Raw genomic sequence first — 22,619 nt, forward strand, 5'->3', positions numbered from 1 at the left:
CATGGACAAGCAGCTCGCCGCACGCGGCGAGCTGCTTGTCCATGTTGACCTTGATCTTGTGCATCGGCACGTGACCGGGGCCCTCGATCATCACCTGGCAGCCCTTGCCCCAGGCCACCTTGGTCAGCTCGCCCAGGGTCTCGAGCTCGGCGAACTGCGCCGCGTCGTTGGCGTCGGCGATCGAGCCCGGGCGCAGGCCGTCGCCGAGCGAGAACGACACGTCGTAGGCCCGGCAGATGTCGCAGATCTCCTCGAACCGCTCGTAGAGGAACGATTCGCGGTGCCCGGCCAGGCACCAGCGCGCCATGATCGAGCCGCCGCGCGAGACGATACCGGTGACCCGCCGCGCGGTCAGCGGCACGTGGGCGAGGCGCACGCCGGCGTGGATGGTGAAGTAGTCGACGCCCTGCTCGGCCTGCTCGATCAGCGTGTCCTTGAACACCTCCCAGTCGAGCTTGAGCGGGTCGCCGCCGACCTTCTCCAGCGCCTGATAGATCGGCACCGTGCCGATCGGCACCGGCGCGTTGCGCAGGATCCAGCCGCGGATGTTGTGGATGTTGCGCCCCGTCGAGAGGTCCATGACGGTATCGGCGCCCCAGCGGATCGCCCAGACCATCTTCTCGACCTCCTCCGCCGCCGACGAGGTCACGGCCGAGTTGCCGATGTTGGCGTTGATCTTGACCAGGAAGTTGCGGCCGATCGCCATCGGCTCGAGCTCGGTGTGGTTGATGTTGGCCGGGATGATCGCCCGCCCGCGCGCCACCTCGTCGCGGACGAATTCGGGGGTGATGAAGGGCGGGATGCCCGCCCCGAAGCCTTCGCCGTCCGCCAGGCGGCCCTCCGCCCCGGCCAGCATCGCCTCGCGGCAGAGGTTCTCCCGGTGGGCGACGTAGACCATCTCCTCGGTGACGATGCCGGCCCGCGCGAACTCGTACTGGGTGACGGGCTGGCCCGGGGCTCCCCGGCGCACCGTGCGGGCGGCCGGGCACGGCGCCACCAGCCTGTCCTCGCTCACGAACCCGTTGTCCTCCGGCCGGATCGCCCGGGGAGCGACGGCGTGGCAGCCGCGGCGCTCGATCCAGGCGGCGCGGACCTGCGGCAGCCCGGCGGCGAGGTCGATGCGCGCTCCCGCCTCGGTGTAGGGGCCGGACGGGTCGTAGACCCGCACCGGGGCCTCGCCCGGGTCGGAGAGGGCGATCTCGCGGAACGGCACGCGGAGGTCGGGGTGGCCCGCCGGCGCGGCGTAGACCTTGGTGGAGCCGGTGACCGGCCCGGTGGTGACGCTCTGCGGCAAGCCTTTGGCGAAGACGGGTGCGTTCATGGATCCCTCCCTGGACAGGGATCCGGCCGCGGGGCGAGGGCGCACGGGCGACGTCGTCATAACTGGGGCGTCATGGCTGGTTCCCGTCCCTCCGCCGGTACGAACCGGATCAGGTTCAAGGGTCAGGACGCGCGCTCGCCCAGTCTCAGCCCCAGCTGGCGGGGCCCCCCTCGGAACGGCCCGACTGTCCGGCCGCCCGCCGACTTTGTCAATCGCGATCCGGCCGCGGGAACGCTGCGGCATCCCGGCCGCGGCCGCGCGCCGGCCTTGAAACGCTCCGGCCCCGCGACCCAGATACGGGGCCTCTCCCTCACACCAGGAGCCTGCCTTGGGACGCCGAGCCCGGCGCTGGCGCGACGACGACCCCTCCACCCACGGCCCGGGCACGCCCGAGGCGGTGATCTGCCCGCTCTGCGAGCGGCCGATCCCGCCCGGTGCCCGCCAGAGCCGCCACCACCTGACCCCGAAGCTGAAGGGCGGCACCCACGGCGAGACCGTGCGGCTGCACCAGATCTGCCACTCGGCGATCCATGCCCGCCACAGCGAGGCGGAGCTGGCGCGGCGCCTGAGCGACGTCGCGAGCCTGCGGGCGGAGCCCGAGATCGCCCGCTTCCTCGCCTGGGTGCGCACCAAGCCCGACGACTTCCACACCGCGACGCGCCTGACCCGCACCCGCCGCGAGGCCAAGCGCAGCACCCGCTAGCCAAGCGCAGCACCCGCTAGCCAAGCGCAGCATCCGCTAGCCAAGCGCAGTGCGCGCCAGTTCAGGGTGAATCCGGCGTTACGTCGTCCCGCGCGATTCGAGCGGCCGGCCTTGCCCTGATCTTTACGGCTTCCTGGGAGACTGGCCGCGAGATCTGCACCGGTCCCCGTGGAGCCGCCGATGTCCGCCCGTCCCAACACCGAACCCGCCCTCTCGGTCAGGCCGGACGATCCGGTTCGCCCGCGCGTCGCGCCGGATGCCGGACGCCTCGCCTGGGTCGACGTCGCCAAGGGCATCTGCATCATCCTGGTGGTGATGATGCACTCCACCCTCGGGGTCGGCGAGGCGATGGGGGGCGAGGGCTTCATGCACCACATCGTCGCCTTCGCCAAACCCTTCCGCATCCCGGACTTCTTCCTCCTGTCCGGCCTGTTCGTCGGCCGCGTGGTCGACCGCGACTGGCGCCTGTTCGCCGACCGGCGCATCGTCCACTTCGCCTACTTCTACCTGCTGTGGCTGGTGCTGCAGTCGGCCGTGAAGTACGGCCAGATCACCGACGGCGCGGGGCCCGGCGCCTTCCTCGCCCACCTCGCCCACGGTCTCGTCGAGCCGTACTCGACCCTGTGGTTCATCTACCTGCTGGCGGTGTTCTCCGTCGCCGTGAAGCTTCTGCGCCGGGTGCCCGGCCCGCTGCTGCTCGCCGGCGCCGCGCTCCTGCAGCTCGCCCCGATCCATACCGGCTCGACCCTGATCGACGAGTTCTGCGTCTGCTTCGTCTACTTCGTCGGCGGCTACCTCTTCGCGGACCGGATCTTCGCCCTCGCCGACGCGGTGCGGGCCAGGATCGGCCTCGCGCTTCTCGGCCTCGCCGCCTGGGCGGCGCTCGAGGGCGCGCTGGTCTTCACCCCGTCCGGCTTCCCCTCGCACCCGACGCTGGCGAGCCTGCCGGGGGTGAGCCTGGTGCTCGGCGCTGCCGGGGCGCTGGCCATCGTGGCGGCGGCGGCGCTGCTGACCCGGGCCGGCGGCCCCGTGACCGCGGCCCTGCGCGCGTGCGGCGAGCGCTCGATCGTGATCTATCTCGCCTTCTTCCTGCCGATGGCGGGCCTGCGCACGGCCCTGGTGCGCAGCGGGGTCATCGAGGATGTCGGGGTCGTCTCGCTGCTCGTGACGCTGGTCGCAGTGGCGGTGCCCCTCGGGATCGAGCGGCTGGTCCGCCACACCCCGGCCCGGTTCCTGTTCCGCCGCCCGGCCGCCCTCCACCTCGTCGGCGAGGAGCGGCCCCGCCCGGCGCCGGGCCTCGCCTCGGCGCGGCCGACCTGACGCGGCCGGGGACCGGTTCCACCCGACGACGGCGCCCCGCGGGGCGCCGTTTCCGTGCGGGTGACGGAGAGGACGGTATTGATTAAATTCCTGTCGGCGAAGTCACCCGGCAGTCGCTGCGGCCAAGCCTCGGCTTTACCGATCATAAGCCATTTCGTCGCAAGATCTCGCAGTCGACGGAACCAGGGCGAACCTGAATGGATGCGCATTTCCGCCTCCGGGACGGTGCCGGCCTGGTGCTGCTCCTGCTGGCCCCGTTCCTGGTCGTCGCCGTGCCGCACTCGGACACGGTCGCCGTGCTCGGCCGGCCCGGGGGCGGCGTCGCCGGAGCCGCCGCGATCGTGGCGGCGGCGGGCGGCCGCCTCCTGGGGACGGGCGCGACCGGCCTGGTGGTCGCGCGGTCCGACGAGGCGGGCTTCGTCCGGCGCCTCTACGGCGCCGGCGCCTGGCTGGTGCTCGACCCGGCCGTCGCCGGCGGCTGCGGCCCGCCCGCACGCGACGCGAAGCCGGATGCCCCCTCCCCGTCACCGAGCCCCGACCGATGATGACCGACGCCGACGACCTTCGCCGCTCCTTCGCCCGCATCCTCATCGGCCTGCTCTGGGCCCACGTGCCGGTCGCGGCGGCGGTGCCGCTCCTGGTCGGCGCCGGCATCTCGGCCGGTCCGGCCGCGGTCGCGGTCCTCCTGGCTGCCGTCGCCACCCTGTCCTGGTGGCGCGACCCGGTCGGGCCGCAGACCCGGATCGCCACCGCGCTGGCGCTGACCGGGATGGCGGCCCTGCTGCTCGCGGCGAGCGCCGGGCACCCGTGGCAGGTCGACCTGCACATGTACTTCTTCGCCTGCCTGGCGGTCCTCGCCGGCTGGTGCGACTGGCGCGTGATCCTGGTCGGCGCCGGCGCGACGGCGCTCCACCACCTCGTCCTCGGCTTCGTCCTGCCCCGCGCCGTCTTCCCGGCGGAAGGCAGCCTCGAGCGGGTGCTGCTGCATGCCGGGATCCTGGCGATCGAGGCCGCGATGCTGGCCCGGATCTGCCACACCGTCGCCCGGACCCTCGCCGGGCTCGCGGCGTCCGAGAGCGAGGCGACGGGCCAGATGGCGCGCCTGCGGGACCTGGAGCGGGACGGCGAGGCGGCCCGCGCCGCGGCCGAGCACGAGCGACGCGAGGACGTGCTGCGGATGGCGGCGGCGTTCGAGGCGGCGGTGGTCGGCATCGTCGGCGGGGTCGCGTCCGCGGCGGGCGAGCTGCAGGCGGCGGCGCGCGGGATGTCGCAGACCGCGGGCCTCGCCGCCGACCGCTCGGCCGGCGCCAGGGCTGCCGCCGGGCAGGCCGCCGGGGATGTCGGCGCGGTCGCGGCGGCCACGGAGGAGCTCGGCGCCTCGGTGCGCGAGGTCGGCCAGCAGGTCGGCGAATCCGCCGGCCTCGCCCGCGCCGCCGTCGCCGAGGCCGGCCGCACCGCCGCCCTGGTCGGCGAGCTGAGCGAGGCCGCGTCCCGGATCGGCGACGTGGTGACGATGATCTCCGGCGTCGCGGACCAGACGAACCTGCTGGCGCTGAACGCCACGATCGAGGCGGCGCGCGCCGGCGCGGCGGGGCGGGGCTTCGCGGTGGTGGCCGCCGAGGTGAAGGAGCTCGCCGCCCAGACCGCCCGGGCCACCGACGAGATCGGCGGCCAGATCGGCCGCATCCAGGGCGCCACCCGCGACGCCGTCCGGGCGATCGAGGAGATCGGCGGGCGCATCCGCGGCATCGACGGGGTCGCGGCCGCGGTCGCCGCGGCGGTGGAGGAGCAGGGCGCGGCGACGCAGGAGATCATCCGCGCCATGGACCGGGCCGCCGCCGGAACCGGCTCGCTCACCGAGACCGTCGGCGCCGTGGCCGACGCCGCCGGCGAGACCGGCTCCGCCGCCGGCCGGGTGCTCACCTCGGCCGGGGCCCTGGCACAGCAGGCCGAGCACCTCGGGGCCGAGGTCGCGCGCTTCCTGCACGGCGTGCGCGCGGCCTGAGGACCCTCAGCCGGCGCGGCGCGGCCGCACGAGGTGGTCGATGAAGTTGCGGATCTCGCGCCGGCGGCGCTCCGGCGACAGCACCTCGGCGGTGATGCCGAGGCGCCAGGCGAGGTCGGGCCGGCCGTCCCCGTCCCGGTGCAGGTCGCGCAGGGCATCGGCATAGGCGTCGACCGCGGCCTCGTCGTCGCACAGACCCGCCTCGACGACGCCCTCGGCACTCAGGCGCAGCATCGCCGCGACCTCGTCGAGGTCGAGCTCGGGATGGTACTGCGTGCCCCAGAACACCCCGTCGCCGACCCGGATCTCGATCGCCTGGACGTCGAGGCGGTCGTTGCCGGCGAGCACCGTGCTGCCCGGCGGCGGCGCGATCACCGCGTCGTCGTGGATCGCCGGCGCGTCCCAGGCCGGCGGCCGGCCGGACAGCAGCGGGTGCCCCTCCCCGGCATCCGTCCGGCGGATGGCGCGGGCGAGCCCGTATTCCGGTCCCCGGGGGTTGCGGTCGGCCCGGCCGCCGGCGATCGTGGCGGCGACCTGCACGCCCCAGCACGAGCCGAAGACCGGCAGGCCGGCGGCGAGCGCCGACCGCACCAGGTCGCATTGCCGGGTCACCGTGGGGCCGCCCTCGGCGACGTGCAGGGTCGAGCCGGTGAGCACCAGGGCGTCGCACTCCGTCAGCGCGCGGGGCAGTACCGCATCCGCGTCGGCGGGGGCCACGAGGTGGCAGACCGCGTCCGGCGCCAGGCTCCGCAGGACCCCCGCATAGGTCTCGGCCGAGGTCTTGTCGCAGACCGACAGGTGCTTCTCGCGGCCGGCCCGGTCGTTCCCATCCGCCACCAGCAGGTGCAGCATGTCGGCTCCTTGTTAGCGCGACCGCAACGCTCGCGGGTGGGCGGCGTTCCGGCGCGGCTTGCCGCACTCCCGCGGGTATCCCGCTAAGTGACGACAGTTGCAGGAGAAAATTTCGGTTAACGGCCCTTAAACCCGCCTCATTTAACGTCTCTTGAGTACCCCGCGCGGGCCGGTTCGTCCGGGGGGCGATGGGGAACTCGGCAGGATGGCGAAGGAACGCGAGCGGACGCGTCGGGTCGAGCCGCGGTTCGAGGCGGAGGGGCCTGCGGACCCGGCGGCGCTCGACCTGCGCCTCTCGCGCGGCGACCGGGCGGGGGGCGGCGTGGCCAGGGAAACGCGCAATGGGGCGTCCAAGGGGACGACGAAGAAAGCCGCGCCGGCGCGCGCCGGCGGGCGGGGCGGCCGCGCGGCCGCGCCGGCCCCGCGGCGGCGGCGCTCGTTCCTCGGCCGCCTCGTCTACGCCTCAATGATCCTCGGCCTGTGGGGCCTGGTCGCGGTCGCCGGCATCGTGGCGTTCCACGCCTCGCAGCTGCCGCCAATCGACCAGCTCGCGGTGCCCAAGCGCCCGCCCAACATCGCGATCCTAGCCGCCGACGGCTCGCTCCTCGCCAACCGGGGCGAGACCGGCGGCCGCACCGTGAGCATCCGCGAGCTGCCGCCCTACCTGCCCCGGGCCTTCGTGGCGATCGAGGACCGGCGCTTCTACGGCCACATGGGCATCGACCCGATCGGCATCGCCCGCGCCATCACCCAGAACCTGACCCGCCGCGGCGTCGCCCAGGGCGGCTCGACCCTGACCCAGCAGCTCGCCAAGAACCTCTTCCTGACCCAGGAGCGCACCGCCTCGCGCAAGATCCAGGAGGCGATCCTGGCACTGTGGCTCGAGCACAAGTACTCGAAGGACGAGATCCTCGAGCTCTACCTCAACCGGGTCTATTTCGGCGCCGGCGCCTACGGCGTCGAGGCGGCGGCCCAGCGCTACTTCGCCAAGCCCGCCAAGGACGTGACCCTGGCCGAGGCCGCGATGCTCGGCGGCCTCGTCCAGGCGCCCTCGCGGCTCGCGCCCAACCGCAACCTCCCTGCCGCGCAGGCCCGTGCCGCCCAGGTGCTCGCGGCGATGCAGGAACTCGGCTTCGCCAAGCAAGCCGAGGTGCAGGTGGCGCTGGCCAAGCCCGCCAAGCCCGCCCGCGCCGCGGGCGGCGGCTCGGCCAACTACGTCGCCGACCTCGTGATGGACGTGCTCGACGACTACGTCGGCAAGATCGAGGCCGACGTCACGGTCCAGACCACCGTCGATCCCGGGCTCCAGGCGGTGGCCGAGCGGGCGCTGGTCGACGAGCTGAACCAGAAGGGCGGGCGCTACAATGTCGGCCAGGGCGCCGTCGTGGCGATGCGCCCGGACGGGGCGATCCGCGCCCTGATCGGCGGGCGCGACTATGCCCAGAGCCAGTTCAACCGCGCCACCACCGCCAAGCGCCAGCCGGGCTCGGCCTTCAAGCCCTTCGTCTACCTGGCGGCGGTGGAGCGGGGCCTGACCCCCGACACCGTGCGGGAGGACGCGCCGGTCAGCATCAAGGGTTGGAACCCGGAGAACTACTCGCGCAACTACAGCGGCCCCGTGACCCTGCGCGACGCGCTCGCCCATTCCCTCAACACCGTGGCGGTGCGGCTCGGCCAGGAGGTCGGCCCGAGGGCGGTGGTGCAGACGGCGCAGCGCCTCGGCATCACCTCAGCCCTCCAGGCCAACGCCTCGATCGCGCTCGGCACCTCCGAGGTCACGCCGCTGGAGCTCGTCGGCGCCTACGCGGCTTTCGCCAACGGCGGCACCGGGGTGATCCCCTACGTGATCGCCGGCGTGAAGACCATCGACGGCCGCAGCATCTACAAGCGCGGGCTCAGCGGCCTCGGTCGGGTGATCGAGCCCGGCGCCGTCGGCATGATGAACGCGATGATGCACGAGGTCTTCGCCAGCGGCACCGCCAAGAAGGGCGACATCCCGGGCTGGGACCTCGCCGGCAAGACCGGCACCAGCCAGGATTTCCGCGATGCCTGGGTGGTCGGCTATTCCGGCACGCTCGTCGCCGGCGTCTGGCTCGGCAACGACGACGGCGAGCCGACGAAGCGGGTCTCGGGCGGCAACCTGCCGGTCGAGGTCTGGAACCGGGTGATGACCGCGGCCCTGCGCGGCGACAAGCCGGTGCCCCTGCCGGGCGCCGCCCGCTGGCGCCGCGGCAGCAACGCCGTCGCCGCCGCGAGCCCCGCCGCCGAGCCGACCATCGGCGGCCTCATCGACGACCTGCTGGGCGGCGGCCAGCCCCCGCCCCGCCAGCCGGCGCCGCGCGGCGGCGGCGGTCCGAGCCGGGAGGACAAGAATTTCCTGGAGCGGCTGTTCGGGATCGATTGAGGGGCGCCGGCCCCGCCATCCTCGTCGGGCAGGCTTCGACCATGCGGGCAGCCCTCAAGGTCGCACGAGCCTGGCGCCGCCTTGACTGCTACAGCCCGAGTGTCGCTTCGGCCCAGCGCAGCACCACGTCGCTGCGGAGGAAGTCCACCACGGCCTGCTCCTGCCTCGCCGGCCGCTCGGCATTCATGGCGGCCGTGGCGACGATCAGGTCGCACCGCTCGTGGAACGCCATCGCGAGCGCCGACCTCGCCGTCGGACCGGCGTTCCCGAGGGCGTAACTCCGGCCGCGTCCCTTCATCGCGTGCACGTCGATGGCCCGCCCCGGACCGAGCGCCGTGCGCGCGGAGGCGATGAGATCGATGTCGCTGAGGCGATCAACGTCGTCGTCATCGATCGTCGTCATGCATCCGCACAGGCCCAGCTTCGCGCGAAGATAGACGACGACCTCCGCGCCGCAGCGATCGGCCCGGCAGCGGTAGGCCTTGCCCCTCCCCCACGGGTCCAGCGGAAACGGCCACGTTGCCTCGGTCCAGGCCGGCGTCGGAGCGGCATCGGCTGGAGCGTGGACCGGCGTGCGGCCGACGAGCAGACCGGCCGTCCCCAGTGCCCCGCCGGCAATCAGGATGGCCGCTGCCGTCGTCAGGGCGACCCGCCTCGACGGCCGGGACATCACCGCGCCTCGTGCATCGCGACGAACTTGCGCGCCGCCTCGATCTCCGGCCGACTGGTAGCCGAGCCCGTCGTGAGCGCGAGCAGCTTCTCGTAGTTCGCCTTCGCAGTCGCCCTGTCGCCGAGCCTCTCGGCGGCCAGCGCGGCACCGAGGAAGCTGCGGAAGCGGTTCGGCTCCCTGCGCTGCGTCGCCTCGAAGGCGGCGAGCGCGTCTCGCGCCATGCCGCGCTCGAGCAGCATCTCGCCGTAGAGTTCCCGCGCCGGTGCCAGCGGCCCGGGCGTGATCACGTGCTTGTTGGTCCTGTCTTCGGCATCCGCCGCGGCGCGCATGGCTTCCAGCGCCTCCTCGTGCTCGCCTCGCGCGTGGAGCACCCAGGCGGCAGCGACCTGCCGCTGGATGTCGACGATCTCCGACCAGTAGACCTCCTTCGCGTCGCGCAACCCGTCGCGCAGCTCGGCGAGCTTCGCAGCGTCGAGGGCGGCTGCCTCCGGCCGGCTCGAGCGCGCGGCCCCGAGGGCACGGGCGAAGTGCGTCATGGCCGTCGCGTAGGCGAACGGGCTCGGCCGCACGGGAAGCTGTGCGGCGGCTTGCCAGTCGCCGCGCTCGACGGCGTAGCGCGCAGGCGACGCCGCGAGCGCGTAATGGGCGGCGAGCACGGCGGCCTTGAACTCGGTCTCGCGCGTCATGTCGTCCACGACGGCGCGCGCTTCGCCGTCCTGGCCGAGCTGCAGGTGGGCGTAGACCATGTAATCCTGCGCGTGCAGGTAGTTGCCGACCGACTTCTCGGCTCGCGCGGCCCTCCACGAGGCGGTGTTCGAGGCGATCGACTCCCCCCAGAGGCCGACGCGCGTGTAGATGTGCGAGGGCATGTGCTGCGCGTGCGGCGCAGCCGGTGCGATCTGTGCGTAGCGATGCGCCGCGTCGAGCCCCTTGGCCGCGAGTTCCGGGTAGTCGTAGAGGTGGATGAGGTAGTGTGTCACACCCGGATGCTGCGGCAGGCGTATTGAGAGCGGCTCCAGGATCGCGGCGCCCTTCAGTTGCTGGGCATAGGTCTTGTCGTTGAGGTCGGCCGAGGTGTTGAGCGTGATGGCGTAAGCGATCTGCGCCTCGTCGTCGTCCGGGTACTTGGTCGCCATCCGCTCCTGCGCGTCGCGGAAGAGCCGGATGCGCTGGCCGTGGCCGAGCGTGTCGGCGTCGGTGTACATCAGGGCCAGCGCGTCGATGTAGTCGCGTTCGCGCTCGGTCTTCGGATTCAGCGCCACGGCCCGGCGGATGGCAGCCAGCCCCGGAGCGAGGTTGGCCTGCGGGATCGGGTTGTGCGGATTGTCCAGGTAGGTCAGCGCGATGCCCCATTCGGCGATGGCGCAGGCGGGGTCGGCCTTGAGTGCCTCCTCGAAGACCTCCTTGGCCGCGAGGTACCAGTAGGAATGCTGGTAGCGCATGCCCCGGTCGAAGCGACGCTGCGCCACCTCATTGCAGGAGGTCGCGAAGTGCACGCTTCCGAGCTGCTGGTTCACGTCGCCTTGCGCGATGAGCGGCTGTGCGGAGGACAGAGCGATGACGGCCGTCGCCGCGAACAGGGACGCGCGCATGGAAGCACCCTCCTGACGGATACGGTTCAACTCCCGCGATGTACTTCGAGACTATACGCGCTCCCGACGCATTCGCAAGCATTCGCAAGGCGCGAATGCCGACGATCGGAACAGCGCCTCAGTAAAAATCAGAAGGGTTTCGCTCGAGGCCAGTGTGAGACGTGTTCAGGCTGCTCTGCGATTGCATCGCCCGCAATGATTGACGCTGACCCGTTCCGATGCGGCGATGTCGCTGGATCCGACGATCAGGTCCCGGCTCCCCGCGACCGGCCGACCGCTCGGGTTGCGATGCCGGGGCACCGTGCCGAAGTCCGGCCGTACACGATTTGGTCATCAGGGCGGGGCCGCCCCCATTCGTTCGCGTTCCGCTTGATCCGTTCACATAAAGGGAGATGCGCTTGACGGGTGTCAGCACAGATCAGGCGGATCTCGCATAATTCGCGTTCGGTCGCTCGGACGGATCGATCCGCGAACGGCGGCGGCCCGCGCCTCAGCGCGGGTTCGGGTTCATCGGATCGCCGCCGAGCGGCATCGGGCCGTCGTTGGTCGGGAAGAAGCGCCGCGACGGCGACTGGCGCGGCTGCACCGGGGTGCCCCGCAGGGGCTCGACGTCGACCTGGCCCTGGCGGTTGACCTGGCGGGCGCGGGGCGCCTCCTCGCCGCCGCGCGCCTGCTCGCGGCGCTTGCGCTCGGGCTTGGCGGCGGCCACCGGCGCGTCCTCCTGCTCCTTCGGCTCGGCCACGATGTCGGTGCCGCCTTTGCAGTCGACGAGCCAGACGTCGTAGATCGGGTGCTCGATCGCGTGCAGGCCGGGGCTCGAGGCGAACATCCAGCCGGTGAAGATCCGCCGGTACTTGTTCTCGAGGGTGACCTCGTCGACCTCGAGGAAGCCGGTGGTCTTGGCGCTCTCGGTCGGCGGGCGGGTGTAGCAGACCCGCGGGGTGAGCTGGAGCGCGCCGAACTGCACCGTCTCGTCCACCGCCACCTCGAAGGAGACGATGCGGCCGGTGATCTTGTCGAGGCCGGAGAACACTGCGGTCGGGTTGCGGATCTTGTCGGCCCGGGCCGGCGCCGGCGCGAGCGCGCCGCCCAGCACCGCGCCGCCGAGGAGCAGGAAGGCGCCCGCGGCGCGTCGTGCGGTCATGCGGCTCAAACCCAATCGCTCCCGGCTCTCGTTCGAGGCCTCTCGCCGGCCTCTCGCGCCCGAACCGATCGGGCGCGCGGGCGCCCTCGGGCGCTTCCCGCGGTAGACACCCGGAGGATGGTGGAAAAAGGGCGACTCAGTGTCTCTCACGAAGCTCCCGATCACCGTCGGCGCTCACCGTGGAGACGTCCGCGCAGCGGGAGTTTCGTGACGTGCACTTACTCGCCCGGCACCCACGGCACGTAGTCGCCGGTCGCCGCCGGCCGCTGGCCGTAGGAGAGCTGCGAGCCCCGCGGCCGGTAGGCCGCCACCGTGCCGGTGAGATTCTCCTCGTGCGGCTTCTGCCACTCGCGCGGGCGGTAGTCCTCCTCGGAGGGCGCCACGTCGGTGGCGTGGCAGAGCCAGCCGCGCCAGCCCGGCGGCACCTTCGAGGCGTCGGCGTAGCCGTTGTAGATCACCCAGCGCCGCTCCGAGCCGACCGAGGCGTCGATCAGCGGCCCCTGCGCCCGGTAGTAGCGGTTGCCGAACTCGTCCTCGCCCACGAAGCGGCCGTGGCGCTTGGTGTAGAAATCCAGGCTGACGGTCGAGCCGCTCCACCAGGTGAAGATCCGAAGCAACGTGTCTTTCAGCGCCATCGCGACCGTCTCTAGGGCTGAGCCCCTCGGGAATGGGAGGAGGCCCCCCGTCGTCGCGCGGGACTATGGTGAGGTGGCCCCCGGATGTCCAGCACGTCCCGCGCCGCAGCATGATTCCGGCGCGCTCCCGGTGCCGCGGCTCCCGTCCGGCCCCGGCGTGGCACGGAATCCTCATCCGGCTGTGAACAAGTCCGGGGGCCGGCGGCGCGCCGGATGTGGGCGATTGCGGGCGGCGGCAGGATTCCCGCAAGCCTGCCGCGGGCTTAGCCGAGGGTTCGGCGTCATCCACAGGAATCTGCCGTTCGACACAACATCTAGCGAGGAACGGAGTCCGTCGACACTAGTTATTGACGTGTGGCCGCCAGGGTCGGTAGTTTCCGAGGCCTAGGACGGGCGTTCCCCGGCAAGGGCTCGCGCCTCGTCCACCGAACCTCCAGCGCCCCGCCATTCCTCGTAACCGGCGGACCCCGCTCCATGCGGGCGGTCCCCGGCTGTTCGTGACCGGAGAGTATCCCATGCGGTTCGAGCGTCGCATCACCACCGCGGGGCAGTCGCCCTATGCCAGCATCCCGTTCCGCAAGGCGGTGAGCGAGATCCGCAATCCGGACGGCTCGGTGGTTTTTCGCCTCGAGGGCATCGACGTGCCGGAGGCCTGGAGCCAGGTCGCCTGCGACGTGCTGGCCCAGAAGTACTTCCGCAAGGCCGGCGTCCCGAAGGCGCTGAAGAAGGTCGAGGAGAACGGCGTCCCCTCCTTCCTGTGGCGCTCGGTGCCCGACGAGGCGGCGCTGGCCAGCCTCCCCGAGGGTGAGCGCACCGGCTCCGAGACCTCGGCCGTGCAGGTCTTCGATCGCCTGGCCGGCTGCTGGACCTACTGGGGCTGGAAGGGCGGCTACTTCACGAGCGAGGAGGATGCGAGCGCGTTCCACGACGAGCTGCGCGCCATGCTCGCCCGCCAGATGGTGGCGCCGAACTCGCCGCAATGGTTCAACACCGGGCTGCACTGGGCCTACGGCATCGACGGGCCCGCGCAGGGCCACTTCTACGTCGACTACAAGACCGGCGAGCTGGTCCAGTCGGCCTCGGCCTACGAGCACCCGCAGCCCCACGCCTGCTTCATCCAGTCCGTCGCCGACGACCTCGTCAACGAGGGCGGCATCATGGACCTGTGGGTGCGCGAGGCGCGCCTGTTCAAGTACGGCTCGGGCACCGGCTCGAACTTTTCCCGCCTGCGCGGCGAGAACGAGAAGCTCGCCGGCGGCGGCAAGTCCTCGGGCCTGATGAGCTTCCTCAAGATCGGCGACCGGGCGGCCGGCGCGATCAAGTCCGGCGGCACGACGCGCCGCGCCGCCAAGATGGTGATCGTCGACATCGACCACCCGGACGTCGAGGCCTTCATCGACTGGAAGGTCAAGGAGGAGCAGAAGGTCGCCGCCCTCGTCACGGGCTCGAAGGTGGTGTCGAAGCACCTCAAGGCGGTGATGAAGGCCTGCGTGAATTGCGAGGCCGCCGGTGACGCCTGCTTCGACCCCGAGCGCAACCCGGCCCTCAAGCGCGAGGTCAAGGCCGCCCGCAAGGCGATGGTGCCGGACGCCGCGATCAAGCGGGTGATCCAGTACGCCCGCCAGGGCTACACCGACATCTCGTTCCCGATCTACGACACCGACTGGGATTCCGAGGCCTACCTCACGGTCGCCGGCCAGAACTCCAACAACTCCGTCTCGCTCACCGACGACTTTCTGCGGGCGGTCGACGCGGATGCGGACTGGACGCTCACCCACCGCACCACCGGCAAGGTCGCCAAGACCGTGAAGGCCGGCGAGCTGTGGGAGAAGATCGCGGAGGCCGCCTGGGCCTCGGCCGATCCGGGCCTGCACTTCAACACCACGATGAACGACTGGCACACCTGCCCGGCGGGCGGGCGGATCCGGGCCTCGAACCCGTGCTCCGAGTACATGTTCCTCGACGACACCGCCTGCAACCTCGCCTCGGCGAACCTGCTGGCGCTCTATGACCGCGGGCCTAAGCGCTTCGACGTCGAGGGCTACGAGCACCTGTGCCGGCTCTGGACGGTGGTGCTCGAGATCTCGGTGCTGATGGCGCAGTTCCCGAGCCGCGAGATCGCCGACCTCTCCTACAAGTACCGCACGCTGGGCCTCGGCTACGCCAATATCGGCGGCCTGCTGATGACCATGGGCCTGCCCTACGATTCCCGTGAGGGCCGGGCGCTGGCCGGTGCGCTCACGGCGATCATGACCGGCGTGTCCTACGCCACCTCGGCCGAGATGGCGCGCGAACTCGGGCCGTTCCCGGCCTACGAGGAGAATGCCGACGCGATGCTGCGGGTGATCCGCAACCATCGCCGGGCCGCCCACGGCGACACCACCGGCTACGAGTTCCTCAACACCACGCCGGTCCCCCTCGACCATGCCGGCTGCCCGCAGGGCGAGCTCGTGGCCCACGCCACGGCGGCCTGGGACCGGGCGCTGACGCTCGGCGAGGAGCACGGGTTCCGCAACGCGCAGGCCACCGTGATCGCGCCGACCGGCACGATCGGCCTCGTGATGGATTGCGACACCACCGGCATCGAGCCCGACTTCGCGCTCGTGAAGTTCAAGAAGCTCGCCGGCGGCGGCTACTTCAAGATCATCAACCGGGCGGTGCCGGATGCGCTCCGCACGCTCGGCTACCGCGAGGCCGAGATCGCCGAGATCGAGGCCTACGCCGTCGGCCACGGCTCGCTCGGCCAGGCGCCGGCGATCAACCCCGGCTCTCTGCGCGCCAAGGGCTTCACCGACGACAAGATCGCGGCGGTGGAAGCGGGCCTGAAGTCGGCCTTCGACATCAAGTTCGTGTTCAACCGCTGGACGCTGGGCGAGGACTTCCTCACCCAGACCCTGAAGGTGCCGGCCGACAAGCTCGCCGACCCGTCCTTCGACCTGCTCTCGTTCCTCGGCTTCAGCCGCAAGGACATCGAGGCCGCCAACGTCCATGTCTGCGGGGCGATGACGCTCGAGGGCGCGCCGCACCTGAAGCCCGAGCACTACCCGGTCTTCGACTGCGCCAACCCATGCGGCCGGATCGGCAAGCGCTACCTCTCGGTCGAGAGCCACATCCGCATGATGGCGGCGGCGCAGCCCTTCATCTCGGGAGCGATCTCCAAGACCATCAACATGCCGAACGACGCCACCGTCGAGGATTGCAAGAACGCCTACCGGCTGTCCTGGACCCTGGCGCTGAAGGCCAACGCCCTCTACCGCGACGGCTCGAAGCTGTCGCAGCCCCTCAACGCCGCCCTCATCAGCGACGAGGCCGACGACGAGGAGGACGTGATCGAGGCGCTGCTGGCGCAGCCGGCGACGGCCAAGGCCGTCACGGTGACGGAGAAGATCGTCGAGCGGATCGTCGAGCGCGTCGAGCGCCTGCGCTCGCAGGAGAAGCTGCCGAGCCGCCGCAAGGGCTACACCCAGAAGGCCAAGATCGGCGGCCACACCATCTTCCTGCGCACCGGCGAGTACGACGACGGGCGCCTCGGCGAGATCTTCCTCGACATGAACAAGGAGGGCTCGGCGCTCCGGGCCTTCATCAACAACTTCGCGATCTCGGTCTCGCTCGGCCTGCAATACGGGGTGCCGCTGGAGGAGTACGTCGACGCCTTCACCTTCACCCGGTTCGAGCCGGCCGGCTTCGTCCAGGGCAACGACGCGATCAAGAACGCCACCTCGGTGCTCGACTACGTCTTCCGCGAGTTGGCGATCTCGTATCTCGGCCGCAACGACCTCGCCCATGTCGACCTCTCCGAGATCGGCACCACGGTGACTGGCGGCGTCGCCCCGACCAAGCCCGCCGCCAGCGACTCGATGCCGGCGAGCAACGTCGTCTCCCGCGGCCTGCTGCGCGGCTCCGGCGACCGGCTGACCCTGATCCACGGTGGTCCCAGTGGCGCCACCGCTGGTGTAGCTACACCGGGGACAGGCCACAATGCCTCAGGTAGCGGCGTTGCTCATGCAATCCGGGGCTCGACGGCGCTCAAGAGTGAGACCAACGAGCTTGTTGACGATAAGCGGATGAGCTTTTCACCGCCTGAAGACTGGAAAGTAGGAACAGTCGCTGCCAAGAGGGCCGAGGCCAAGCTCAAGGGATATGTCGGCGAGGCATGCCCAGAGTGCGCAAACTTCACTCTTGTTAGAAATGGTACGTGCTTGAAGTGTGATACGTGCGGAAGCACGACGGGCTGCTCGTAAACTAGAGTGGAGTGTCGGCGGTTGTAGCTTGAGGCAAAAGATGAGCACTGTGAGGGAATAAATGGTTTCAAGCGCCCCTCCGCAGGAGGGGCGCAAGATGAACATCGCTTAGAGCAAGTTATGCAGAAATCTCCACGAGCTTCGCATTTTTCGCGACAGAATTATCTAAGTCTGACTCAAAATTCTATTCAGTTGATTCTGGTCGATAAATACGGCTGACGGGTGCCGACGGCATCCTCTTGTGAAGATAAACAAGACATGTTTGCTGCGGCGCGCAGCACCAAAAAGCAAATCGACCATTTAGAATAAACAATCGGCGGCGGAATAATTGTCCGCCGCCGGAAATTACTATGCGAACAAATCGTGATCAACTAGAGATGTAGACAAAGGAAACCATATGGCGGCGCACACCAGCGGCATTCGAACCTTCCTCCAGCGACATTGCTCCGACCCGGCCGCCTTGATCGCCGTCTTCGAGGGCGAGCACCGTCTCTACACGCTGAGCGCGAACGAACGGCTTTGTTCCGCCGGCGAGGAGGCGGAAAGCGTTTGGATCGTCGAGGAGGGCCAGCTCAAGGTCCTAGCTGGGGAATCGATCGTCTGGCGAGGCGCAGGCGAGATCATCGGCGAGATGGCTTTCCTGCGCGGTCAGGCAAAGGCGACACCGTTGCGCGGAAACGACGTAGTGGCCGCTTGCAGGACCAAGGTCTGGAAGATCGACCGCGCGACGCTCGACGGCCTGGACCCGACGACTCGGGCGCTCTGGTACGAGACTGTCGCGCGGGTCCTCGTCACGAAGCTCGATGAGGCGAGCTTGCTGCGCGCGAGCCAGGCGCGGGACCTAGCCGACGGCGACCGAATCATCGAGCGCCTCGTCTGTCCCGAGGGCGTCCAGGCGACGTCCGCGTTCCTGCTCAACGGAGCCGACCGTATCCCGCCGGTGAAGAAGACGGCGGTGATCTGGTTCAGCGACCTGTCGGGCTTCTCAGCCCACTCCGAGGGCCTCGACGCCAGCGAAGTCGGCGACGTCCTACGCCGCCTGACCGACCCACAGGTCGAGGAGATCCAGCGGGCGAAGGGGCAAGTCGACAAGCACATGGGCGACGCTGTCATGGCCTTCTGGCTCTGCCCCGACGATCTCCGAGTGGAGAGGAGCCTGGCGGGCGCGACGCGCGCGGCCCTGGAGGCCGCCCGCCGCGTTACCGACATCGCCGAGGCCTCGGCGCTCCCGATCGGCATCCGCATCGGCCTGCACGTCGGCGAGGTGTCGGTCGGCGATTTCGGCGGCGGCGACCGCATCGCATTCACCATCGTCGGCCAGCCCGTCAACGCGGCCGCGCGCTACGAGCAGTACCGTCACGACCCCGGGCAGCCGGGTGGGCGGGTGCGGGTCAGCGACAAGGTGTTCGCCAGGCTGCCGGATGACGTCCGTTCCGCCTTCCAGCCGACCGCCGTGGAGTTTCCCGACAAGCACGACCGGCGCTTCGTCGCCTACCTGTCCTCGATCTGACCTGAGGGATCGACATGGCCTGGGACCTGAACCGAAGCCGGACCCGCATCGCACGTTTCATGAGCACGGTGCCACAGTCGGCCGTCGACGTGCGGACCTTCGACCAAGCCTACCTCTCGCAGCGGACCAGGGACACCCAGGCCCGCGGCAAGAGGCTCGGCCTCGACGAGGCGCCCATCTTCGCCCTCCCGCGCGATCGGGCGATCGTGGTCGATGGCGTGCACGTCTACGCCCAACTGCTCGACTATCACGACCAGATCCAGGAACAGGGCCACGAGACCGAGGCCAGCCACAAGCGCGTCCTGCAGTTCCTGCACCTCCACTACTCCGCGACCGACCGCGTCGTGGAGGAGTTCGAGGCTCAGCGCGTCGACTACCATGGTCCCAGGTTGCACGCAGTCCTGGTCACGCCGACCGGAGACGAGCGGCAGCGCGTCCTGCGCGCCGTCGCATTTGCGGTCGCCCTGAAGGAGACCATCGAGGCCGCCGGCCGCAACTTCGGCGGAGCCCGCCTTCGCACGCGGGTCAGGATCGGCATCGACACCGGGCGGGCGGTGGCCGTGAGCAGCGGCCGTGGTGCCGACCTCGAACCGCTGTTCCTCGGCAGCCCGGCGAACTATGCCGCCAAGCTGGCCGAGGGGGACCGTCCAGGCATCTACCTCAGCGACCGCGCCCGGACCGTATTGAGCGAGCCGACGCTCGGCTGGGCCATGGAGCGCTCGGTCGCCCTCGCCGCGGACCGCCAGTATGGGTTTGCCAATGCCGGCTACGGCCAGGCCCAGTCCGGCTTCGACCCTGCGCCGACCCAGGCGCGGGTGCTCGCCGCGGTCCGCGCCCTGCAATCGGACTTGGATCTCGCCACCCTCACCTCCCCCGAGGCGACGTTCCGCTTCCACCGTCACGAGCCGCCGCTCAAGACGATCGGCTTCGGCGAGCTGATGCCGAGCCGTTCGATCAGGATGGGACTGGCCTCGGTGTTCGCAGACCTGTCGGGGTTCACCGCCTACGTCGACGCCTGCATCCAGGGCGGGCGGGTCGCGGAGATGACCGCGAACCTGCACGTGATCCGAGGCGAGTTGGCCGCCTGCGCCCGGGACGACTTCGGCGCCAGGAAGGTCCGCTTCATCGGCGACTGCCTGCATGGTCTCGTGGCGGTCGGCACGCGGCTGGCGACGGAATCGACGGCAACGGTGGATGCGGCGGTGATGCTGGCCGGCGGCCTCCGTTCCTCGTTCGATCTCTGCAGGGGCATGCTGCCGGGACTCGGCACAATGGGCATAGCGATAGGCTCCGAGTACGGGGAGACGCCGATCAGCCGGATCGGCATCCGCGGCGACCGGAGCGTTCGCTGCGCTTCCAGCAAGGCCGTTTCCAGCTCCGAGGCCATCCAGTCCGACCTGAACGGTCGACAGACAGCTCTCGGACCGGTCGCGCTCGCCAATGCATCCCCTGCCGTGAGAAGACTGTTCGGGCGCGGACCGGCTGAGGACCTCGACCACGAGCGAGCCGCTCGCCTCGTTTGGCCGGAACGCTCGGCGGCGCCGGCGAGAGTGGCGGCCCTTCCGGCCAGTGTGCTGATTTCGCAGGGAGCGGCCGCAGCGGAAGCAGTTCGTGAACGAGGCAGCGGCCGCCATGCCTGAGCCGACGTCGCCCCGATGGCGCGCGGCCGTCAGCGAGGTGCGCGAGCGCATGCGGGACCTCCACGGAGTCGAGCCGACGCCGTTGAGACCTAGGGATATCGCCGCGTACCACCATCGCTTCGGGATCGCGTCCGGCTGGCGGATCCCAGTCGACTTCGGGGAGCCGGACCCAAGGCAGATCGACGTTCTGATTCCAGCCGGTTTTCCTCGCTCCAGGCCGCAGTTCGGCCTTGTGGAACGGCCGCCGTTCCTGACGTGGCCCCATATCGAAAGAGACGGAAGCCTATGCCTCCTCGCCAACATGAGCGAGATCGACCCGGATGACCCTGCCGGAGTGGTGGTCCGCTTGCTCGGCAAGAGCTGCACCCTTGTGCGGGAACTCCTTGCAGGCGCCATAGTGGAGCGGGACTTCCAGGACGAGTTCCTCACCTACTGGCGGTACGATCGAAACGTCGCGGATGGCCGCTTGACCAGCATTCTGGGGCTGGAACGTCCCTCCCGCGAGATCAGCGTCTGGCAGGCTCCGAAGATCCGCCTCCTGGGCGAGACCGAGGTGCAGGTCGCGGACTGGATCCGCAATCGCTTCGGCCCCGACGCTCTCCGCCGGCCGCGGCTTGAACGGGGCCTGCTGATGTGGCTCGACCGGCCGATGCTGCCTGCCGAGTACCCGAGAACGGCGCGAGACGTCCGGGTCTTGGCCGAGAGATGCGGCGGCGACGTGCCCAGACTCCTCACTGACCTCGTGTCGGCTCGCCAGGACAGCATCGTCACCGCGATCGCGGCCGAGGGGCGCTTCGGGCCCGGGATCGTGAGCGTCACGATCCCGACGCCGCGGGACACGCGCCGCGTGCGGGGACGCTCGACGGCGCCGTTGTTCGACGGGTTCCGTTCCTCCCACATCCCGGAGGCGCTGCTCACCCGCCGTTACCTTGGAACCACCCCGGTTTTGCGCGACGAGCCCAGCAGGGCGGACGCCCGGTGGATCCATGGCCGCGGACATGATCCGCGCACGGAGCGGCTCATGGAAGCGACGGTCACTGTCCTGGGCTGCGGCTCGGTGGGCGCCCCGGTGGCGGTTGCGCTCGCCCAGGCGGGCGTCGGCCATCTGAATCTCGTCGATCACGACGAACTGTCGTGGTCGAATGTCGGGCGCCATCCGTTGGGGGCCCCGTCGGTTCGCCGGAACAAGGCGGAAGAACTCGCCGCCAAGCTCCGGTCCGACTACCCGCATGGCCGGTTTGAGGCCTTCCCCGTCTCGGCGCAGGCGATGCTCGCGACCGATGCGGAATGCATCGGCGAGAGCCACCTTGTCGTGTCCACAATGGCGGATTGGCGCGCTGAGAGCCGACTCAACGGCTGGCATTGCCGACGAGGTAGGCCGATGCCGGTGATCTACGGCTGGACGGAGGCACATGCCGCCGCCGGGCATGCGGTCGCCATCCTTCGCGAGGGCGGATGCCTGCGATGCGGGTTTGGGCGGACGGGTGTGCCCGGCTTCCAGGTCGTGGAATGGCTGAACGACGCGGGTACAACGCTCGAAGAACCCGCTTGCGGCGCTCACTATCAACCCTACGGTCCCATCGAGCTCGGGTTCGTCACGTCGCTGATAGCGCAGTTCGCCCTGGAATGCTTGCTCGGCAAGGTGACCCTGTCGAGTCAGCGGATCTATGCGGCGCGACACCCCTTTATCGAAGAACTGGGCGGCCGTTGGTCGGATAGCTGGGTGAGGGAGTACCCTGCCCAAATCAACGGCGGTGTCATCGTGGATAGGGAATGGCCGTGCAGTCCGTGCGGCGGATGCCGAAGCCAACAGAGGCAGCTGGCCCATCCGAGGCTGGCCGATAGCGGTGCGGTGTGACGTCCCCCATCGCTTTGGTCCGGCCTGAGTGAGAGTTTTACGGTTTTTTGGTGTAGAGGCGGTAGACACGCTTGGCGTTGACGGCCCAACCCTCCCGGCGCAGCAGAACGCAGATCCGCCGGTAGCCGTAGCGGACCCGCATATGGGCGATCTCTCGGATGCGCTTGCGGAGGACAGCCTGCTCGGGGCGTCTGGACCGGTAGTGGTAGGTCGAGCGCGGGGCCGGTACTGCCCGGCAGGCTCTGCGGACCGACACGCGAAAGGCGGTGCGCACGAAGTCGACCATCTCCCGCCCCCGAGCAGGCGTCACATCTTCCGCCGGATGACCTCGGAGAGCATCTCCTTGTCGAAGGTGAGGTCCGCCACGAGCTTGCGCAGGCGGGTGTTCTCCTCCTCGAGGTGACGCAAGCGGCGCACCTCGGAGGGCATCAGGCCACCGTACTTCTGCTTCCATCGGTAGTAGGTAGGTTCGGACGCGCCCATCTTGCCGGCAGACCTCCGCGACGGGCGTGCCCGCCTCGGCCTGCTGGAGCGCGAAGGCAATCTGCTGGTCTGTGAAGTGGCTCTTCTTCATCGGTCAGGCCTCCTCAGCGGAACGAGCCTAACCCGAAACCTCTCACGTCATCCGGTCCGACCTTCGGGTTTGAACCACTCGGCGTAGGCACCCCAGTTGCGAGCCACGCGCTGAGTCAGCCCGATGTCTCACGCCGAGTGAAGGCTCATC

Annotated in this window: 15 protein-coding genes, 1 pseudogene and 1 riboswitch; of the genes and pseudogenes, 9 read left to right on the forward strand and 7 right to left on the reverse strand. The window is 70.2% G+C overall.

Translation table 11 applies throughout. From position 1 onward, the window contains the following. Nucleotides 1-1,321 (reverse strand): phosphomethylpyrimidine synthase ThiC (gene thiC / locus VQ02_RS15160; RefSeq protein ID WP_048445037.1); only part of this gene is annotated, 1,321 nt, incomplete at its 3' end. Nucleotides 1,322-1,390: 69 nt separating this feature from the next. Further along, a riboswitch (TPP riboswitch) is annotated at nt 1,391-1,502 on the reverse strand. Between the two features lie 147 nt (nt 1,503-1,649). On the opposite strand from thiC, the gene VQ02_RS15165 reads away from it, so the two are divergent. The 4 genes from VQ02_RS15165 (at nt 1,650) to VQ02_RS15180 (ending at nt 5,349) form a co-directional block, all read left to right on the forward strand. Continuing rightward, a complete protein-coding gene (locus VQ02_RS15165; protein ID WP_048445038.1) occupies nt 1,650-2,024 on the forward strand; it encodes an HNH endonuclease family protein in 375 nt (124 codons plus the stop codon). Between the two features lie 180 nt (nt 2,025-2,204). Further along, the gene (locus VQ02_RS15170) at nt 2,205-3,344 is read left to right on the forward strand and encodes an acyltransferase family protein (protein WP_083469222.1); all 1,140 of its coding nucleotides are present in this window, start codon (nt 2,205-2,207) and stop codon (nt 3,342-3,344) included. Nucleotides 3,345-3,541: 197 nt separating this feature from the next. Continuing rightward, on the forward strand, nt 3,542-3,889 hold the full coding sequence (locus VQ02_RS15175; protein WP_048445039.1) for a hypothetical protein: 348 nt from the start codon (nt 3,542-3,544) through the stop codon (nt 3,887-3,889). Beyond that, nucleotides 3,886-5,349 (forward strand): methyl-accepting chemotaxis protein, encoded by a 1,464-nt coding sequence (locus tag VQ02_RS15180; protein ID WP_245239740.1) that lies wholly within the window; start codon nt 3,886-3,888, stop codon nt 5,347-5,349. Before VQ02_RS15175 ends, VQ02_RS15180 begins: the two co-directional genes overlap by 4 nt. A 6-nt stretch (nt 5,350-5,355) precedes the next feature. Here VQ02_RS15180 and VQ02_RS15185 read toward each other — a convergent pair whose 3' ends face one another. After that, nucleotides 5,356-6,201 carry a type 1 glutamine amidotransferase gene (locus VQ02_RS15185; RefSeq protein ID WP_048445040.1) on the reverse strand — a complete coding sequence of 282 codons (846 nt, stop codon included), beginning with the start codon at nt 6,199-6,201 and terminating at the stop codon, nt 5,356-5,358. A gap of 205 nt (nt 6,202-6,406) precedes the next feature. On the opposite strand from VQ02_RS15185, the gene VQ02_RS15190 reads away from it, so the two are divergent. Further along, nucleotides 6,407-8,605 carry a transglycosylase domain-containing protein gene (locus VQ02_RS15190; protein WP_048445041.1) on the forward strand — a complete coding sequence of 733 codons (2,199 nt, stop codon included), beginning with the start codon at nt 6,407-6,409 and terminating at the stop codon, nt 8,603-8,605. Between the two features lie 88 nt (nt 8,606-8,693). On the opposite strand, the gene VQ02_RS15195 is transcribed toward VQ02_RS15190, so the two are convergent. The 4 genes from VQ02_RS15195 to VQ02_RS15210 form a co-directional block, all read right to left on the reverse strand. Further along, nucleotides 8,694-9,275, reverse strand: coding sequence for a hypothetical protein (locus tag VQ02_RS15195; protein WP_048445042.1), 582 nt, complete (start codon nt 9,273-9,275; stop codon nt 8,694-8,696). Beyond that, nucleotides 9,275-10,867 (reverse strand): tetratricopeptide repeat protein, encoded by a 1,593-nt coding sequence (locus VQ02_RS15200; RefSeq protein ID WP_048445043.1) that lies wholly within the window; start codon nt 10,865-10,867, stop codon nt 9,275-9,277. Before VQ02_RS15200 ends, VQ02_RS15195 begins: the two co-directional genes overlap by 1 nt. Before the next feature lie 490 nt (nt 10,868-11,357). After that, a complete protein-coding gene (locus VQ02_RS15205) occupies nt 11,358-12,020 on the reverse strand; it encodes a DUF2155 domain-containing protein (protein WP_048445044.1) in 663 nt (220 codons plus the stop codon). 209 nt (nt 12,021-12,229) lie between these two features. Continuing rightward, nucleotides 12,230-12,646: an NADH:ubiquinone oxidoreductase subunit NDUFA12 gene (locus VQ02_RS15210; RefSeq protein WP_083469223.1), complete on the reverse strand. Its 417-nt coding sequence runs from the start codon at nt 12,644-12,646 to the stop codon at nt 12,230-12,232. Nucleotides 12,647-13,161: 515 nt separating this feature from the next. Here VQ02_RS15210 and VQ02_RS15215 point away from each other — a divergent pair. The 4 genes from VQ02_RS15215 to VQ02_RS39175 all read left to right on the forward strand — a co-directional run bounded on the left by VQ02_RS15215 (nt 13,162) and on the right by VQ02_RS39175 (nt 21,895). Beyond that, nucleotides 13,162-16,887, forward strand: coding sequence for a vitamin B12-dependent ribonucleotide reductase (locus VQ02_RS15215; protein WP_048445045.1), 3,726 nt, complete (start codon nt 13,162-13,164; stop codon nt 16,885-16,887). Between the two features lie 397 nt (nt 16,888-17,284). Continuing rightward, a complete protein-coding gene (locus VQ02_RS35680) occupies nt 17,285-18,397 on the forward strand; it encodes an adenylate/guanylate cyclase domain-containing protein (protein ID WP_083469224.1) in 1,113 nt (370 codons plus the stop codon). 14 nt (nt 18,398-18,411) lie between these two features. Beyond that, a complete protein-coding gene (locus VQ02_RS15225) occupies nt 18,412-20,037 on the forward strand; it encodes an adenylate/guanylate cyclase domain-containing protein (RefSeq protein WP_048445046.1) in 1,626 nt (541 codons plus the stop codon). After that, nucleotides 20,009-21,895, forward strand: coding sequence for a ThiF family adenylyltransferase (locus VQ02_RS39175; protein ID WP_245239741.1), 1,887 nt, complete (start codon nt 20,009-20,011; stop codon nt 21,893-21,895). Before VQ02_RS15225 ends, VQ02_RS39175 begins: the two co-directional genes overlap by 29 nt. A gap of 52 nt (nt 21,896-21,947) precedes the next feature. Here VQ02_RS39175 and VQ02_RS39180 read toward each other — a convergent pair. Further along, nucleotides 21,948-22,469 (reverse strand): annotated as a pseudogene (locus tag VQ02_RS39180) (transposase); the annotation flags it as partial. Nucleotides 22,470-22,619 lie beyond the last annotated feature (150 nt).

Source organism: Methylobacterium variabile, from assembly GCF_001043975.1.
GTDB classification, from domain to species: domain Bacteria; phylum Pseudomonadota; class Alphaproteobacteria; order Rhizobiales; family Beijerinckiaceae; genus Methylobacterium; species Methylobacterium variabile.

What these genes read in the sequence shown, in the direction of transcription:
- VQ02_RS15175 (WP_048445039.1), top strand. Translation starts at nt 3,542, where the DNA reads ATGGATGCGCATTTCCGCCTCCGGGACGGTGCCGGCCTGGTGCTGCTC.
- VQ02_RS35680 (WP_083469224.1), top strand. Translation starts at nt 17,285, where the DNA reads ATGGCGGCGCACACCAGCGGCATTCGAACCTTCCTCCAGCGACATTGC.
- VQ02_RS15190 (WP_048445041.1), top strand. Translation starts at nt 6,407, where the DNA reads ATGGCGAAGGAACGCGAGCGGACGCGTCGGGTCGAGCCGCGGTTCGAG.
- VQ02_RS15185 (WP_048445040.1), bottom strand. Translation starts at nt 6,201, where the DNA reads ATGCTGCACCTGCTGGTGGCGGATGGGAACGACCGGGCCGGCCGCGAG.
- VQ02_RS15225 (WP_048445046.1), top strand. Translation starts at nt 18,412, where the DNA reads ATGGCCTGGGACCTGAACCGAAGCCGGACCCGCATCGCACGTTTCATG.
- VQ02_RS15200 (WP_048445043.1), bottom strand. Translation starts at nt 10,867, where the DNA reads ATGCGCGCGTCCCTGTTCGCGGCGACGGCCGTCATCGCTCTGTCCTCC.
- VQ02_RS15195 (WP_048445042.1), bottom strand. Translation starts at nt 9,275, where the DNA reads ATGTCCCGGCCGTCGAGGCGGGTCGCCCTGACGACGGCAGCGGCCATC.
- VQ02_RS15170 (WP_083469222.1), top strand. Translation starts at nt 2,205, where the DNA reads ATGTCCGCCCGTCCCAACACCGAACCCGCCCTCTCGGTCAGGCCGGAC.
- VQ02_RS15180 (WP_245239740.1), top strand. Translation starts at nt 3,886, where the DNA reads ATGATGACCGACGCCGACGACCTTCGCCGCTCCTTCGCCCGCATCCTC.
- VQ02_RS15215 (WP_048445045.1), top strand. Translation starts at nt 13,162, where the DNA reads ATGCGGTTCGAGCGTCGCATCACCACCGCGGGGCAGTCGCCCTATGCC.
- VQ02_RS15210 (WP_083469223.1), bottom strand. Translation starts at nt 12,646, where the DNA reads ATGGCGCTGAAAGACACGTTGCTTCGGATCTTCACCTGGTGGAGCGGC.